General features: G+C 69.7%; 14 protein-coding genes. 4 read left to right on the plus strand and 10 right to left on the minus strand.

Going from position 1 to position 15,313, the window contains the following annotated elements; translation table 11 throughout:
• Window position 1: 1 nt before the first annotated feature.
• The 10 genes from DS837_RS32425 to DS837_RS22475 all read right to left on the minus strand — a co-directional run bounded on the left by DS837_RS32425 (window position 2) and on the right by DS837_RS22475 (window position 10,959).
• Window positions 2-490 (minus strand): (2Fe-2S)-binding protein, encoded by a 489-nt coding sequence (locus DS837_RS32425; RefSeq protein ID WP_211102390.1) that lies wholly within the window; start codon window positions 488-490, stop codon window positions 2-4.
• Window positions 487-1,299 (minus strand): FAD binding domain-containing protein, encoded by an 813-nt coding sequence (locus tag DS837_RS22435; RefSeq protein ID WP_149166779.1) that lies wholly within the window; start codon window positions 1,297-1,299, stop codon window positions 487-489. The genes DS837_RS32425 and DS837_RS22435 overlap by 4 nt, the downstream gene beginning before the upstream one ends.
• Window positions 1,296-3,653 (minus strand): xanthine dehydrogenase family protein molybdopterin-binding subunit, encoded by a 2,358-nt coding sequence (locus tag DS837_RS22440; RefSeq protein ID WP_149166780.1) that lies wholly within the window; start codon window positions 3,651-3,653, stop codon window positions 1,296-1,298. Before DS837_RS22440 ends, DS837_RS22435 begins: the two co-directional genes overlap by 4 nt.
• Before the next feature lie 21 nt (window positions 3,654-3,674).
• The gene (locus tag DS837_RS22445; protein WP_014199601.1) at window positions 3,675-4,379 is read right to left on the minus strand and encodes an ABC transporter ATP-binding protein; all 705 of its coding nucleotides are present in this window, start codon (window positions 4,377-4,379) and stop codon (window positions 3,675-3,677) included.
• On the minus strand, window positions 4,366-5,169 hold the full coding sequence (locus DS837_RS22450; RefSeq protein ID WP_149166781.1) for an ABC transporter ATP-binding protein: 804 nt from the start codon (window positions 5,167-5,169) through the stop codon (window positions 4,366-4,368). Before DS837_RS22450 ends, DS837_RS22445 begins: the two co-directional genes overlap by 14 nt.
• Complete coding sequence (locus DS837_RS22455) at window positions 5,166-6,203, minus strand: branched-chain amino acid ABC transporter permease (protein ID WP_149166782.1); 1,038 nt, start codon at window positions 6,201-6,203, stop codon at window positions 5,166-5,168. The genes DS837_RS22450 and DS837_RS22455 overlap by 4 nt, the downstream gene beginning before the upstream one ends.
• The gene (locus DS837_RS22460; RefSeq protein WP_040137900.1) at window positions 6,200-7,072 is read right to left on the minus strand and encodes a branched-chain amino acid ABC transporter permease; all 873 of its coding nucleotides are present in this window, start codon (window positions 7,070-7,072) and stop codon (window positions 6,200-6,202) included. Before DS837_RS22460 ends, DS837_RS22455 begins: the two co-directional genes overlap by 4 nt.
• A 238-nt stretch (window positions 7,073-7,310) precedes the next feature.
• The gene (locus DS837_RS22465) at window positions 7,311-8,465 is read right to left on the minus strand and encodes an ABC transporter substrate-binding protein (RefSeq protein WP_149166783.1); all 1,155 of its coding nucleotides are present in this window, start codon (window positions 8,463-8,465) and stop codon (window positions 7,311-7,313) included.
• A 45-nt stretch (window positions 8,466-8,510) separates the two neighbouring features.
• Window positions 8,511-10,100 carry a gamma-glutamyltransferase family protein gene (locus DS837_RS22470; RefSeq protein ID WP_149166784.1) on the minus strand — a complete coding sequence of 530 codons (1,590 nt, stop codon included), beginning with the start codon at window positions 10,098-10,100 and terminating at the stop codon, window positions 8,511-8,513.
• Window positions 10,101-10,107: 7 nt separating this feature from the next.
• Window positions 10,108-10,959 (minus strand): sulfite exporter TauE/SafE family protein, encoded by an 852-nt coding sequence (locus tag DS837_RS22475; protein WP_247890076.1) that lies wholly within the window; start codon window positions 10,957-10,959, stop codon window positions 10,108-10,110.
• Window positions 10,960-11,637: 678 nt separating this feature from the next.
• Here DS837_RS22475 and DS837_RS22480 point away from each other — a divergent pair.
• From DS837_RS22480 to DS837_RS22495, 4 genes are all read left to right on the plus strand, one after another.
• On the plus strand, window positions 11,638-12,906 hold the full coding sequence (locus DS837_RS22480) for an amidohydrolase/deacetylase family metallohydrolase (protein WP_149166785.1): 1,269 nt from the start codon (window positions 11,638-11,640) through the stop codon (window positions 12,904-12,906).
• A gap of 155 nt (window positions 12,907-13,061) precedes the next feature.
• Complete coding sequence (locus tag DS837_RS22485; protein ID WP_149166786.1) at window positions 13,062-13,340, plus strand: hypothetical protein; 279 nt, start codon at window positions 13,062-13,064, stop codon at window positions 13,338-13,340.
• Between the two features lie 93 nt (window positions 13,341-13,433).
• On the plus strand, window positions 13,434-13,823 hold the full coding sequence (locus DS837_RS22490) for a hypothetical protein (protein WP_149166787.1): 390 nt from the start codon (window positions 13,434-13,436) through the stop codon (window positions 13,821-13,823).
• A 264-nt stretch (window positions 13,824-14,087) separates the two neighbouring features.
• Window positions 14,088-15,224, plus strand: a complete 1,137-nt coding sequence (locus DS837_RS22495) for an ABC transporter substrate-binding protein (protein ID WP_149166788.1) — start codon at window positions 14,088-14,090, stop codon at window positions 15,222-15,224.
• The last annotated feature ends 89 nt before the right edge of the window (window positions 15,225-15,313 follow it).

Here is a 15,313-nt window from a genome sequence, read left to right on the forward strand (position 1 = left end):
CTTATCCCGCGTTCGTGTTGCGCGCGTCGATGACGCGGCGGATGGCGTTGACGATCCCGACATAGCCGGTGCAGCGGCACAGGTTGCCGCTCATCGCCGTGCGGATCGCCTGGTTGTCGGCGTCTGGTCGGCGCAGCACCACGTCGCGCGCCGCCACCAGCATCCCCGGCGTGCAGAAGCCGCACTGGAGCCCGTGCTCGGCGGAGAAGGCCTCGCGCAGCTCCGCGGCGACGGGGTCGTCGTCCAGCCCCTCCACCGTGGTGACGGACCGCCCGTCGCAGGCCACCGCGAAGGTGATGCAGGAGCGCGCCGGCTCGCCGTCGATCAGGATGGTGCAGGCGCCGCAGACGCCGTGCTCGCAGCCCAGATGGGTGCCGGTCAGCAGCTCCCGCTCGCGCAGGAAGTCGCCGAGATGCTGGCGCGGCGGCACGCTGGCCTCGACCCGCGCGCCGTTGACGGTCAGGGAAATGGTTTTGGCATGGGCGCTCATGACATTACCTGCGCGATGGCGCGCTTCAGCGCGACGGTGTGGGTCCGAAGGGCGATGGGGTCGTCCGCGGCGGGGCTGCCGGCGAGATGAGCGGCCAGCGCCGCTTCCGTGCAGCCGCCCTCGAACAGGGCCGGGCCGTCGATCACCACCGGCTTGCCGGAGGTCGCCCCGGCGACGCAGCGCTGGACGCCGTGGGCCGGGTCGATCAACACCGCACCGGTGGCGTGGGAGAACTCGCCGGTCTTGCGGCAGACCTTGTAGTAGCCCCAGCGCGCCCGGTCGGACAGGGCGGGCACATGGATTTCCGCGACGATCTCGCCCGGCTGCAGGGCCGTCTCGAACACGCCGAGGATGAAGTCGGTCATCGGCACGCTGCGCCGCCCGCCCGTGCCGGCGATCACCACGTCGGCGCCGAGCGCGGTCAGCACGTTCACCCAGTCCGCCGCCGGGTCGGCGTGGGCGAGGCTGCCGCCGATGGTTCCGCGGTTGCGCACCGCGCGGTAGGCGATCACCGCCGCCACGCTGGGAAGCACGCCGCGCGTCACGTCCGGATAATCACCGTCCTCCAGCCGGGCGTGGGTGACGCAGGCCCCGATGACCAGCCGGTCGCCCTCCTGGCGGATCGTTTGAAGGTCGGCGATGCGGGTGATGTCCACCAGCAGCTCCGGCTGGGCCAGCCGCAGGTTCAGCATGGGGCCGAGCGACTGGGAGCCGGCCACCGGCCGCACCATCACGTCCTCGCGCGACAGAAGCTCCAGCGCCGCGTCGAGCGTCGCCGGCTGCGCGTAGTCGAAATCGACCGCCTTCATGCCGCACCCCGCGTTTCGGCGATGGCGCCGAGGATGACCTCCGGGGTCATCGGCGCGTTCGTCACGATGACCCCCAGCGGCTTCAGCGCGTCGTTGATGGCGTTGCAGATCGCGGCGGGCGGGGCGATGGCGCCGCCCTCGCCGATGCCCTTCACGCCGAACTCGGTGTAGGGCGAGGGCGTCAGCATGTGGATGATCCTCACGTGCGGGACCTCGGTGAATCCGGGGATCAGGTAATCCGCGAAGGTGGAGGCGAGCGGCTGGCCCTCCGCGTCGTAGGGCATCCGCTCGTAGAGCGCGGTGCCGACGCCCTGGGCGACGCCGCCGTAGATCTGGCCGTCGACGACCATCGGGTTGACCATGGTCCCGGCGTCCTCGACCACCACGTAGTCGAGGATTTCGACCTGCCCGATCTCCGGGTCCACGGCCACCGCCACGGCGTGCGTGGCGTAGGAGAAGGTGCCGTGGTCGCTGCCCGGCTTGTAGCCGGCGGTGACCTCCAGCCCGCCGCGGTCCACGTCGGCGGGGAGGAGCTGCGGCGCGCGGTACCAGGTGTGGGCGATCTCGCGGATGGTCACCGCGGCGGCCCCGGCCTTCACCGACCCGCCGTCCAGCACCACCCCGTCCGGCCCGGCCTGCATCAGGTGCGCGCCGATCTTGCGCAGCCGCTCGGCCAGCGTGCGGCAGGCGGTGGCGACCGCGCCGCCGGCCATGACCATGCTGCGCGACCCCCAGGTGCCCGTCGAATAGGGCGTCAGGCCGGTGTCGCCGTGCACCAGCTTGATCTTCTCCAGCGGGATGCCCAGCACCTCGTGGGCGACCTGGGCGAAGGTGGTCTCCATGCTCTGGCCGTGCGACTGCACGCCGACGCGCAGCTCCAGCCCGCCGTCCGGGGTGATGCGGGCCTGCGCCTGCTCGTGCCCCGGCACCATGGGGATGCCCCAGCCGTGATAGACGGCGGTGCCGTGGGCCGACTGCTCGCAATAGGTGGCGAAGCCGACACCGATCAGCCGGCCATCCGCCTCTCCGCTCTTCTGGCGGGCGCGCCAGCCCTCAAGCTCGATGGCGGCGACGGCGCGGCGGACGGATTCGGGATAGTCGCCGCTGTCGAAATGCTTCTTCGTCACGTTGTCGAAGGGCATCTTCTCCGGCGGGACGAGGTTTTCCAGCCGGACCTGCCAGGGCTCCCGCCCGACGGCGTCGGCCACGGCGTCGATCATCTGCTCCATGGCGAAGCACACGCCGGTGCGCGCCACGCCGCGGTAGGGAACGATCGGAGGCTTGTTGGTGCAGACGGAGAAGGTCCGGCAGCGGTAATGCGCGAAGTCGTAGGGGCCGGGCAGGATGCTGCCGACCTGCGCCGCCTCCAGGCAGGCGGAGAAGGGATAGACGGAGTAGGCCCCGGCATCGACCCAGGCGTCGGCCTCGATCCCCAGCAGCCGCCCGCGTTCGTCGGCGTAGGCGGTGATCTCGTAATGGTGTTCGCGGGCGTTGGCGGCGGCGACCAGATGCTCCCGCCGGTCCTCGGTCCAGCGGACGGGACGGTCGAGCCGCATGGCGATCCAGGCCGCCACGATCTCCTCCGGCTGAAGCAGGCCCTTCCAGCCGAAGCCGCCGCCGACGTCCGGCGCCACCACGCGGATCAGCCCCTGGTCGAGGTCCAGGCATTCCGACAGGCCGGCGCGCACGATGTGCGGCATCTGGGTCGAGGTGGTCAGGACGAGCTGTTCGACGTGGCGGTCCCAGTGGGCGACCACGCCCTTGCCCTCCAGCGGCACCATGCACTGGCGCGCCGTGCGGATGGTCCGCGACACCTTGACCGGGGCGGTGGCGGCGATCTCCGCGATGGTACCGCCGACGTTGGTCTCCAGGAAGACGTTGTCCGGCCAGTGGTCGTGCACCTTCGGCGCGCCCGGCTTCACCGCCTCCAGCATGTCGGCATTCACCGGAAGCTCGGCGTAATCGACGAAGACGGAGGCGGCGATGTCCTCGGCCTCGGCGCGGGTGGCGGCGACGCAGACGGCCACCGGCTCGCCAACGAAGCGCACCTTGCCGTCGGCCAGGGCCGGCTGCTCCGACACCTTGAAGCCGGGCAGGCCCGAGACGGCGCGGATCGGCTTGACGCCGCCCGCCGCCAGATCCGCCCAGGTGAAGACGGCGCCGCGGTGCTCCTCCGGAATCTCGATGCCGGTGATGGTGGCGTGGGCGACCGGGCTGCGCACGAAGGCCAATTCCTTCATGCCGACCAGGGCGATGTCGCCGACGAAGCGGCCCCGCCCGCGCAGCAGCCGGTCGTCCTCCTTGCGGCGGACCCTGGCGCCGACACCGGAACCGGCGGTGCTAACCTCTCCCATTCCCTAACCCTCTCTTTTTTCTTAACCGCCCAGATAAGCGCGCTGGATGTGGTCGTTGGCGAGCATGGCCTGCCCGGTGCCCTGCTCCATCACCTGCCCGCTCTCCAGCAGATAGGCGCGGTCGCACATGTCGAGCGCGGCGTAGGCGTTCTGCTCGACCATCAGCACGGTGGTCCCTTCCCGGCGGATGTCCGACACGATCTCGAAGGTGCGCTCCACGAGGTTGGGGGCGAGGCCCAGCGACGGCTCGTCGAACAGCACGATCTTCGGGCGCGACATCAGCGCCCGCGCGATGGCCAGCATCTGCTGCTCGCCGCCCGACATGGTGCCGGCGGGCTGGTTCAGCCGCTCCTTCAGGCGGGGGAAGCGGTGGAACAGCCGCTCCATGTCCTGGGCCACCGCCTGATGGTCGCGGCGCAGATAGGCACCCATCTCCAGATTCTCGCGCACGGTCAGGTGGGGGAAGACGCGCCGCCCCTCCGGACAGTGCGCCACACCCAGCGCCAGCACCGTGCGGGGCGCGGCGTTGCCGATCTCCCGCCCCTCGAAGGTGATGCGGCCGGACGCCAGCGGCAGCAGGCCGCTGATGGCGCGCAGCGTCGTGGTCTTGCCAGCGCCGTTGGCGCCGATCAGGGTGACCAGCTCCCCCTCCTCCACCGTCAGCGAGACGTTGCGGAGCGCCGGGATCTGGCCGTAGCAGACGGTGATCCCCTCAACCTTTAGCATGTTTCACCCCCTGGCCCAGATAGGCCTGGATCACGTCCGGGTTGGCGCGGATGACCTCCGGCGGGCCTTCGGCGATGATGCGCCCGTGGTTCAGCACGACCACGCGATCGGAGATGGTCATCACCATGCGCATGTCGTGCTCGACCAGCAGGATGGTCACGCCGCGGTCGCGGATGCGCTGGACGACGCCCATGAAGGCCTCCGTCTCCGACGGGTTCAGCCCGGCGGCGGGCTCGTCCAGAAGAAGCAGCTTCGGGTCGGCGGCCAGCGCGATGGCGATGCCGAGCAGCCGCTGCTCCCCGTAGGCGAGGTTGCCGGCCAGCTCGTCGGCGCGGTGCGACAGCCCGACGAAGGCCAGGATCTCCGCCACCGCCGCCCGCATCCGCTCGGTCTCCGCCCGCACCGAGGCGAGCCGCAGCAGCGCCCCCCAGGTCTCCGCCCGGCCCTGCCGGTGCATCCCGGTCAGAACGTTGTCGAAGACGGTGCAGCCGGCGAAGATGCTGGTGCGCTGGAAAGTGCGCACGACGCCCAAGCCGGCGATGCGGTTGGAGGACAGGCGCGTCAGGTCGGTGCCGCGGAACAGCACCTTGCCGCCGGTCGGCTTCAGGAAGCCGGTGATGACGTTGAAGGCCGTCGTCTTGCCAGCACCGTTGGGGCCGATCAGGCTGACGATCTCCCCCTCCGGCACGGCGAAGCTCATCGAGGCGATGGCGATCAGGCCGCTGAAGTGAACGGCGACCTCGCGCACTTCCAAAATTGGCGCGTCAGCGGTGTCGAAGGCGAGGCTCATGCCGAGGTCTCCTTGCGCAGGCCCAGCGCCGTTCCGGCGACGCGCTTGCGGCGGCCGGCGAACCAGTTCTTCACCGCCGGGACGATGCCCTGCGGCAGGAAGAAGACGACCACGATCATGGCGACGCCGTAGATGATCCACTGCACCTCGGGCCGCGCCACCTCGCGCAGCACCTCGGGCAGGATGCCGAAGGCGAGGCCGCCGACGATCGGTCCAGCCAGCGTGCCCTTGCCGCCCGTCACCACCATGATGACCATGGTCACCGTGTAGATGAACATGAAGACGTCCGGATCGACGATGCGGATGTAGTGGGTGTAGAGCCCGCCCGCGGCCCCGGCCATGCCCGCCGCGATCACCGTGGCGACGACCAGATAGCGGGTCACGTCGATGCCGACCGAGCGCGCCAGCGACTCGTTCTCGCGCAGCGCCACCAGCGCCCGGCCCACCCGCGACTGCACCAGCCGCTGGATGACCAGGAAGCAGACCACCGCGACCGCCAGCACCAGAAGGTAGTTGTATTCCTTCTTGTAGAGCGGGAGCACCCCGTCCCACGGCAGCCAGACCGACAGCGGCGGGATGTTGTTCAGCGCCATCGGCCCCTCGGTCAGGTCCACCCAGTTCAGCGCGACCATGCGCATGACCTGGGCGAAGCTGATGGTGACGATGACGAAGTAGGCCCCGCGCACCCGGAAGGCCAGCTTGCCGATCAGGAACCCGAACAGCGCCGCCACCAGGATGCCGCCGAGGAAGGCGATCCACACCGGCTGCGGCCCCAGCACGAAGGGTTCCGCCCCGCCGAGGTCGAGGTCGAAGCCCAGCGACAGCAGCGCGCTGGTGTAGGCGCCGATGCCGAAGAAGGCGATGTGGCCGAGGCTGAGCTGCCCGGTGTAGCCGAGCAGCAGGTTCAGGCTCATCGCCCCGATGATGAAGATGCCGGTCGAGGTCAGGACGTAGAGGATGTACTGGTCGCCCAGCCACAGCGGCCCGACCGCCATGACCAGCACGAACAGCCAGGGGAGGAGGCGCGTCGTCATCCGATCCGCTCCTTCATGGCGAAGAGACCCTGGGGCCGCACGATCAGCACGGCGATGATGAGCAGGAAGCCCATGGCGTCGCGGTAGCCCGACGACAGGTAGCCGGCGCCGAACTCCTCGGCCAGCGCCAGCACGAAGCCGCCGATGGTGGCGCCGGGGATGTTGCCCAGCCCGCCCAGGATGACGATGGCGAAGGCCTTCAGCGCCACCAGATCGCCCATGGTCGGCGTGACCACGAAGATCGGGCCGAGCAGCGCCCCCGCCGTGGCGGCGAGACCGGAGCCGAGGGCGAAGGTCAGCGTGTACATCAGCCCGCGGTTGACGCCCATCAGCGCCGCCGTGTCCGGGTCCTGGAAGGTGGCGCGCATGGCGACACCCAGCTTGGTCCGGTTGATGAGCAGGTAGAAGCCGCCCAGCAGCAGCAGCGCCACGCCCAGGACGAACAGCCGGTTCATGCCCACCGACACCGACCCCAGCACCACCGGCTCGGTCGGGAAGGGGCTGGGCACGGACTTCGCCACACCGCCCCAGACGAGCTGCTCGCCGGCCTGCATGGCGATACCGGCGCCGATCATCACCAGCATGGTGGTGTCGATGTCGGCGCCCTTCAGCGGGCGCAGCAGCGTGAATTCGATCAGCGCGCCCAGCGCCATGCCCAGCAATGCTGCCATCGCCAGGGACATGAAGAAGTTCAGCCCCATCATCCCGGCCAGCATGTAGGCCATGTAGGCGCCGAAGGTGTAAAGCTCGCCATGGGTGAAGTTGACCACGCGCATGATGCCGAAGATCAGCGTCAGGCCGATTCCCAGCAGCGCGTAGGTCCCCCCCAGGACCACGGCGTTCAAAAGGTGCTGCAGATGCGCTTCCACCGCGTGTCTCCTTACTTCCCCTCTCCCGTCCCGGGAGAGGGTGGCGCCGAAGGCGCCTCTCACACTGGCTGAAAGCCAGCGCTGACGGCGACAGGCGGATGCCTATGGCATCCGCTGAGAGCCGGGTGAGGGTCGCCCGAGGATCAAGGCGCTGATCCTTGCCGGTACCCTCACCCTTCCCACGCCTGCGGCGCGGGCCCCTTCCCTCTCCCCGGAGGGGAGAGGGCGGTGAAGCCGGTTACGGCATCGTCACCTTGCCGTCCTTCACCTGGACGACATAGACGTTGGCCTCGTTCTGGCCGCTCTCCTTGCCCTCCGGGCCGTCCTTCTTGAAGGCGATGTCGCCGTTCACACCGTCCAGCTTGACGGTCCACAGCGCGTCGCGGATGGCCTGCGGCTCGGCCTTGCCGGCTTTCTTGATGGCCTCCACGATGGTCATGATGCCGTCATAGCCGCGGTAGCCCTCGGTCAGGCCGGCGAAGTCGTAGCCCTTCTTGTTCCAGCCATCGACGAAGGTCTTGGCGACCGTCGGGTGCACCGCCTTCTCCGGGAACCAGGGGGCGAAGAACAGCGTGAAGTAGCCGCCGTTCGCCGCGGCACCCGCCTGCGCGATGAGCTGGTCGGGGGAGGAGGAGCCGCCGTTGGTGATGATCCGGTGCGGCAGGCGCAGCTCCGCCGCCTGCTTCAGGATCAGGGTGATCTGCTCGACGCCGGTGGTGACGAACAGCGTGTCGCCGCCCGACTGCTTGATGCTGGAGAGCTGGGCCGACAGGTCGGTGGCCTCCGGCGCCATCGTCTCGGTGACGCCGATCTTGACGCCCTTGGCCTGGAGCATCTTGCGGAACTCGTCCGCCGAACCGCGGCCGAAGTCGTTGTTCACCGCCAGGAAATCGGCCTTCTGGATGGCCGGCTGGAAATGGTCCAGCTTCTCCGCGAAGGACTTGGCCTCCATGGCGGAGGTCGGGGCGATGCGGAAGACCCACGGGTTGCCCGAGGTGGTGATCTTGGTCGAGGAGGAGGTCTCGACCACCATCGGCACGCCGTACTCCACCAGCTTCGGCATCACCGCCAGGGTGAAAGTGGAGCTCCAGGCGCCCATCAGCACCGGGACCTTGTCGCGCACGATCAGCTTCTCGGCGGAGGCGACGGCCTCCTTCGGGTTGCTCTTGTTGTCCTCGATGATCAGCTGGATCTTCTTGCCGAGAACGCCGCCGTTGGCGTTCACGACCTCCTCCGCCACCCGCGCGCCGTTGGCGACGTAGGTGCCCGACGCGGCGACCGCGCCGGTCAGCGGCTGGGTCACGCCGATCTTGATCGTCTCCTGCGCAAAGGCCACGCCCGGCGCCAGCAGCGCGGCGCTCAGCAGCAACGCCGTGGTCTTCATCGTCCGCATGTCGTCTAGCCCCCTCTTCTTGATTTGAACTCTCGGGTTATTCGGTCACCAGGCGGCGACCGCCCCATCGCTGCGGGGATCGGTCGCCCCCTCCAGCGTTCCATCGGCATGGCGGACGATGGCGCCCGCATGCCCCATGGTGCTCGTGTACGGATCGAGCAGCTCGACCGCGTGCCCGGCGTCGCGCAGGGCGGCGACCAGGGCGGGGTCGAAGCGGCTCTCCAGCTTCAGCGTCACGCTGTCCTCGCCCCAGGTGCGGCCGAGCAGCCAGCGCGGCGCCGTCACGGCGGCCTGCAGGCCCTGCCCGAACATCGCGTAGCGGGAGAAGACGGCGGCCTGCGTCTGCGGCTGCCCCTCCCCGCCCATGGTGCCGTAGACCATGCTGCGCCCGTCGTCGAAGCGGGCCATCGCCGGGTTCAGCGTGTGGAAGGGCTTGCGCCCCGGCGCCAGCGCGTTCCAGCCGTCCTCCGCCAGACGGAAGGAGGCGCCGCGGTTCTGCCACGTGATCCCGGTGTCCGGCAGGACGAGGCCGGAGCCGAATTCGAAATAGACGCTCTGGATCATGCTGACGGCGCGGCCCTGCCCGTCGATCACGCCCAGCCACACCGTGTCGCCGGGCTTCGCCACATGCGGCCAGGGCAGCGCGCGGGCGCGGTCGATGTCGGCGGCCAGCCCGTCCAGCACGGCGTCGTCGAGGAAGGTCTGCGCCTCCCGCCCCATGTAGGCCGGGTCGCCGACCTCGCGGTCGCGGACCAGGAAGGCCTGCTTGGTCGCCTCGATCAGACCGTGGATGTGGTCGAAGCCCTCGCCCTCCGTCACCCCCAGCCGGTCGAACAGCGCGAGGATCATCAGCGAGGCCAGACCCTGCGTCGGCGGCGGGTGGTTGAACAGCCGCGCCCCGCGCACGCCGACCGACAGGGCCGGGCGGCGGTGCGCCGCGTGGGCCGCGAGATCGGCGGCGCCGACCGGGGACCCGGCGCGCTGCAGATCCGCCGCGATGGAGGCGGCGAGCGGACCGCGGTAGAAGCTGTCCAGCCCTTCCGCCGCCAGCCGGCGCAGCGTGGCGGCCAGCGCCGGCTGCTTCAGCGTGGAGCCCTCCAGCGGCACGGCGCCGTCCGGCAGGAAGGTGTCGGCGAAGCCGGGGACGTCCTTCAGCTCGTGCAGCTTCTGGCGGGTCAGCCCCTCCTGGCTGGCGGTGACCGGGATGCCCTGCTCGGCGTGGGCGATGGCCTCCTCCAGGATGCGGGCGAGCGGCAGCGGCTCGGCCCAGCCGGCGCTGACGGCCAACGCCTCGCGCCAGCCGTCGATGGTGCCGGCGACCGTGTTCGCCGCCAGCGGTCCGCGCCAGGGCACCGTCGCGTGGCCGTGGCGCCGGTAGAGGTCGAGCGAGACGGCCTTGCCCGCCCCGCCGCAGGCGTCGATGGCGACGGGATCGCGCCCCGGCTCGGCGATCAGCCAGAAGCCGTCGCCGCCGATGCCGGTCATGTGCGGGTAGACGACGGCCAGCGCCGCGGCGACCGCGACCGCCGCCTCGACGGCGGTGCCGCCGTCGCGCAGGATCTGGAGGCCGGCCTGGCTGGCGAGATGATGCGGGGAGGTGACCATTCCCCGGCGGCTGCGTGGCGTGTTCAGCATGGGAACCTCAGGGAAGAAGGCCGTGGATCATCCGCGCCGCGGTCAGCCCCAGGAACAGGGCGAAGACGCGGCGCAGGATGCGGGTGTCGAGGCTGTGGGCGAGCCGCGCGCCGACCGGCGCCATCGCCATGGAGGCTGGCAGGATCAGCGCCAGCCCCAGCAGGTTGACATAGCCCAGGCTGTAATCCGGACGGCCCGGCACGCTCCAACCGGTCAACACGAAGCCCACCGTTCCCGGCACGCCGATGATGAAGCCCAGCGCCGCCGCCGTTCCTACCGCGCGGTGGATCGGGTAGCCGAACAGGGTCAGGATGGGGACGCTGAGCGTGCCGCCGCCGATGCCCATCATGGCGGACATCATGCCGATGCCGCCGGCCAGCCCCTGGCGCGGCGCGCCGCTCGGCAGCCCGTCGGCAATCCGCCACTCGGGCTTGCCGAACAGCATGTGCAGCGTGACCAGAACCGCCATCGCGGCGAACACCGCCGTCAGCACCGGGCCGCGCACCACGCCGGCCACCGCCGTTCCCGCCAGCACGCCGAGGAAGATCGCCGGTCCCCAGGCCCGCAGCAGCTCGCCATCCACGGCGCCGCGCCGCCGGTGGGCGCGCAGCGACGTCAGCGAGGTGGCGATGATGGTGGCAAGCGACGTGCCGACCGCGACGTGCATGCGCACGGCCTCGTCCACGCCCAGCGCGGTGAACAGGTGATAGAGCACCGGGACGATCACGATGCCGCCGCCCACTCCCATCATGCCCGCCGCCAGCCCGGCGAAGCCGCCGGCCAGCAGCAGCCCGCCGCCGAGGATGGGAAGCTGCGGCACCGCCGCGATCCCCAGCCCGGTCACGGGATGCCCCGCCACATCTGCAGAAACCCTCTCATTTTTATGGATATCCGACTTTTTCCGTTGGTTTCCCATCCCTTTGCGAACGCCGTGCCAACCGGCAGAACACTGCGCATTTCGGTTTGGCGGGAGGTCGGGCGCGGCGTGGCGCCAGGGCCGGAAATCGCCCCAATGTTGGGCAAACGGATGGACGGAGGAGCCACGCGGCATCTGGAAAACGGCCTCACCCTATTGATAAACAACCAATAATCGTGAGTTCTGACCGAGCCGGCCTTCCGCTTCATTCCTGCGCACCCTCTGCCTGCTGCGCGGGCATTCATCAGCATACTGACGATATGGCGATGCTCGTGAAGAGCCCGTGGATGCCCCGGCGCGGCGACGGCGGAACGCCCCCGGAGCCCTAAGAAACTCCTGGATTCCGCCTCGGCTTCTGTGTTCGTGCACAAATCGGTGGCAGGGTGCCACGCCGCGCCGCCGCGCCATGAATCATCAGCATACTGTGGAAAATCGGGCACCGATGGGCGGTGGGGACATGCCGTGGTATTCCGTATTGTGCGTATTTTGACCACCAAGTGCCCAACAGGCGGTCATTCGTCAGTGTGCTGAAGTTTTGTGCGGCCCGGCGACTCCGCCCTGCCTTGGCATGACGCTTGCTGAAAGGACAGCCAGATAAAAATCAGCGCAAGAAGGTGGGTTATGTCAGAGACGCACACGTTCGACCTCGTGCTCCGTGGCGGACGGATTCTCGATCCGGCCAACGGGCTGGATCTGGTCGGCGATCTGGCGGTCGCGCAGGGCCGCATCGCGGCGGTGGCGGAACGGCTGCCCGACGATGCCGCCGACACCATCCTCGATGTCTCCGGAAAGCTCGTGACGCCGGGCCTGATCGACACCCACGCGCACGTCTTCGAAAAGGTGACCGGGCGCTTCGGGCTGAACCCGGACATGGTGGGCGTGCGCTCCGGCGTGTCGACGCTGGTGGACCAGGGCGGGCCGAGCCTGATGACCCTGCCCGCCTTCCGCCGCTTCATCGCCGAGCCGGCGCGCTCGCGCACGCTGTGCTTCCTGTCGGCCTATCTGGTCGGCGGGTTGGAGGGGCATTACTACCCGCAGCTTTACCGCCCGGATTGTGTCGATGTGGACGCCACCATCCGCGTCGGGCGCGAGAACCGCGACATCGTCAAGGGCATCAAGGCCCACGCGGAGGTCGGCGGCGCCTCGCGCTGGGGCTTGGACGTCATCAAGCAGGCCAAGCGCATCGCCGACGGCATCGGCGTGCCGCTCTACGTCCATCTCGGCCAGCTCTGGCCGGAGGTCGAGGGCGGCGAGGCCGTCGATCCCGACATGCTGGTGGAGGAGTTGGTCCCGCTTCTGGATTCGCGCGACATCCTGGCTCATCCCTTCACCCGCCACCCCGGCGGCTTCATCTCCACCCGCACCGGCGAGGTGCACCCGGTCATTTACAAGGCGCTGGAGCGCGGGCTGACCGTGGACGTCGGCCACGGCTCGCACTTCAGCTTCGAGATGGCGCGGCGGACGCTGGCGGCGGGCATCCTGCCTTACACGCTGGGCGCCGACCTGCACGGCTACAACGTGAAGGCCCCGACGGCGGGCGCCGGCGGCGACCGCGAGGCCAACCCCTTCTACGGCGTCGCCCCCTTCAGCCTGACCCACGCGATGACCGAGCTTCTGACGCTGGGCATGGCGCTGGGCGACGTGCTGAAGACGGTGACCAGCAACCCCGCCGCCATGCTGGGCATGGCCGACGAGATCGGCGCGCTGACCCCGGGCATGGCCGCCGACGTGGCGGTGCTGGAGGTCAAGGCCGGCCACTGGCAGCTCAGCGACAACAGCGGCGAGCGGGTGACCGCGCCGGAGATGATCGTCCCGGCCTTCTCGCTGCGCGACGGCGCGGTGCAGGAGGTGGACAGCCCGCTGCTGCCGAAGCCGATTCCGGTGGCGTAAAGGAAGCGGTGCCCCCACCCCGACCCTCCCCTCTACGAGGGAGAGGGTGCCTTCTGCGAAGCGGCGGCAGTCCCCTCCACCTCATAGAGGGGGAGGGTCAGGGAGGGGGCACCGTCGCCCCCCGCACACCTCATCACCCCACGAGGACTCCGCCCATGTCCGAAGCCGCGCTCGCCTTCTGGATGTTCGAGGTCCCGGCCCGCTGCCGCGACGCCGAGGGGCGGCGGCTGGGCAAGGCCCGCGCCCTGCTGCTGTCCCATCCGCAGCGCCAGCAGCGCATGATGCTGGAACTGGCGCACGACGCCCCGCTCGCCATGGGAAGCCGCATCGTCACACGGCGCGCGGCCTTCCTGGTCGAGCGCTGCGAGGGCGAGTCCGGCTTCGGCTTCCGGCGCTACGCCGTGCGCTGCGTCGGGACCCGTCCGGTCTCGTGACGAAAACCGGGCGTGGCTGATCCACATCAAGGCGCCGGGCGCTCCGATGGCGAATATTAATCGAACGATTAATAACCCGCTTCGGAGAGTCCCATGACCACCCCCGCCCCCGCGCCGCATGAGGGCCTGTGCGCGAAACTCCTGCGCGGCTGGCGCGGCGCGCGGTCCCTGGATGCGCTCCAGGCGCTGGCGCCGCACGACCGCGACCGCGTGCTGGCCGACGCCGGCCTGACCGACCTGACCGCCCCGGCCGTGCTGCGCGCCGGTCATGTCACCGCGCTTCTCCCCGCCGCGATGGCTCTGCACGGCGTCAACGGCGCCGCGGTGGAACAGGACCGCCCCGACCTGATGAACGACCTGCAGCGCGTCTGCGCGCTCTGCCGCAGCGCCCGCACCTGCCGCCATCTGCTCGCCGAGGGCTGCACGCAGCCGGAGCACGCCCGGCTCTGCCCCAACGCCGACACGCTCGACGCGCTCCGCTGAGGAGCGCGCCGAGCGGGCGCAAAACCTCTCCCCGGAAAATCCCCAACCGCCTTCGTCGGAAAAGCGATTGACAGCGCCGCGACGTGACCGTTAGCATCCCTGAATAATTAATTGGCCGTATAATAAAACACGGGAACGGTTGCCGCATCGGACGGCACGCGTTCCCGCAACGGGCCGACGCGCCCACGCCGAGAGCGGCGGGGCGCCGACAGGGAATCGTCATTCGCCGTCATCGCGACATCACCGTCGAACGCGGAGGGAGAGATGAGAAACGTGGTACTGGGTGGCCTGCTGTTGACCGGCATCGCCGCGTCGGTTCCGGCGCAGGCACAGGACACGGTCAGGATCGGGCTGGTCCAGCCGCTGACCGGATCGGTCGCCTACAACGGCAAGTCCGTGGTGGAAGGCGCCCGGCTCGCCGTCGAGGAGATGAACGCCGCCGGAGGCGTCCTCGGCAAGAAGATCGAACTGATCGTCGAGGACGGCCAGTGCACCCCGGCCAACTCGGTCAACGCCGTCGAGAAGCTGGTGCAGAAGGACAAGGTCGTCACGCTGGTCGGCGCCTTCTGCAGCTCCGCCACCGCGGCGATCATGCCGGTGGCCCAAAAATACAAGCTGCCGCTGATCACCGGCGTGTCGTCGAAGGCCAGCCTGACGGAGCAGGGCAACCCCTACTTCTTCCGCGCCGCCGAGACGGACGCGCTGATGGCGGAGGCCTTCGCCAAGATTCTCGCCAACGACCTGAAGCTGACCAAGGTCGCCTACATCGGCGTCAACGACGACTGGGGCCGCGGCGGGGTTGAGGAATTCTCCCGCGACCTGACGGCGCTGGGCGTCAAGACGGTGCTGACCGAGTATTTCGACCACGGCGCCACCGACTTCTTCACGCTGCTGACCAAGCTGCGCGCCGCCAAGCCGGACGGCGTGTTCGTCGCCGCGGAGACTCAGGACGGCTCCATCCTGGTCAAGCAGATCCGCGAGATGGGGCTGAACACCAAGGTGTTCGGCGTCGGCTCCTGGGCCACCGCCGACTTCATCAACCTCACCGGCGAGGCCGCGGAGGGCATCCACGCCGCCGTCCCCTACGCCTCCAGCATGGACACCCCGCGCAACCAGACCTTCGTCCAGAAGTACCAGACGAAGTACGGCATCAAGCCGGGCAAGTACGGCGCCGCCGGCTACAACGCCCTGAACATTGCCGGGCAGGCCATCGCGCGGGCCGGCGGCACCGACGCCGAGGCCATCCGGGCGTCGCTCGCCAAGACCAGCTACGAGGCGCCGAACGGCGTCTACAAGTTCACCGACAAGGGCCAGGCCTACGGCTTCGACGCGGTGCTGGTGCGGATCGAAAAGGGCGAACCGAAGGTGATCGCCTCCACCCCGGTGGACGCGCCGCACTGACCGGCGGACGCGCCGCGGGGATGCCATGACGGCACCGTTCCCGCGGCGCGCACCGATCCAACGCACGGTTTGTGCGTGCCTGCTTTTGC

This window comes from Azospirillum brasilense, assembly GCF_008365405.1.
Classification (GTDB): Bacteria; Pseudomonadota; Alphaproteobacteria; order Azospirillales; family Azospirillaceae; genus Azospirillum; species Azospirillum brasilense_D.

Excerpts from the sequence above, each read along its gene's own strand:
- DS837_RS22480 (WP_149166785.1), top strand. The coding sequence starts at position 11,638 with ATGTCAGAGACGCACACGTTCGACCTCGTGCTCCGTGGCGGACGGATT.
- DS837_RS22435 (WP_149166779.1), bottom strand. The coding sequence starts at position 1,299 with ATGAAGGCGGTCGATTTCGACTACGCGCAGCCGGCGACGCTCGACGCG.
- DS837_RS22490 (WP_149166787.1), top strand. The coding sequence starts at position 13,434 with ATGACCACCCCCGCCCCCGCGCCGCATGAGGGCCTGTGCGCGAAACTC.
- DS837_RS22470 (WP_149166784.1), bottom strand. The coding sequence starts at position 10,100 with ATGCTGAACACGCCACGCAGCCGCCGGGGAATGGTCACCTCCCCGCAT.
- DS837_RS22450 (WP_149166781.1), bottom strand. The coding sequence starts at position 5,169 with ATGAGCCTCGCCTTCGACACCGCTGACGCGCCAATTTTGGAAGTGCGC.
- DS837_RS22485 (WP_149166786.1), top strand. The coding sequence starts at position 13,062 with ATGTCCGAAGCCGCGCTCGCCTTCTGGATGTTCGAGGTCCCGGCCCGC.
- DS837_RS22465 (WP_149166783.1), bottom strand. The coding sequence starts at position 8,465 with ATGCGGACGATGAAGACCACGGCGTTGCTGCTGAGCGCCGCGCTGCTG.
- DS837_RS32425 (WP_211102390.1), bottom strand. The coding sequence starts at position 490 with ATGAGCGCCCATGCCAAAACCATTTCCCTGACCGTCAACGGCGCGCGG.
- DS837_RS22445 (WP_014199601.1), bottom strand. The coding sequence starts at position 4,379 with ATGCTAAAGGTTGAGGGGATCACCGTCTGCTACGGCCAGATCCCGGCG.
- DS837_RS22455 (WP_149166782.1), bottom strand. The coding sequence starts at position 6,203 with ATGACGACGCGCCTCCTCCCCTGGCTGTTCGTGCTGGTCATGGCGGTC.
- DS837_RS22495 (WP_149166788.1), top strand. The coding sequence starts at position 14,088 with ATGAGAAACGTGGTACTGGGTGGCCTGCTGTTGACCGGCATCGCCGCG.
- DS837_RS22440 (WP_149166780.1), bottom strand. The coding sequence starts at position 3,653 with ATGGGAGAGGTTAGCACCGCCGGTTCCGGTGTCGGCGCCAGGGTCCGC.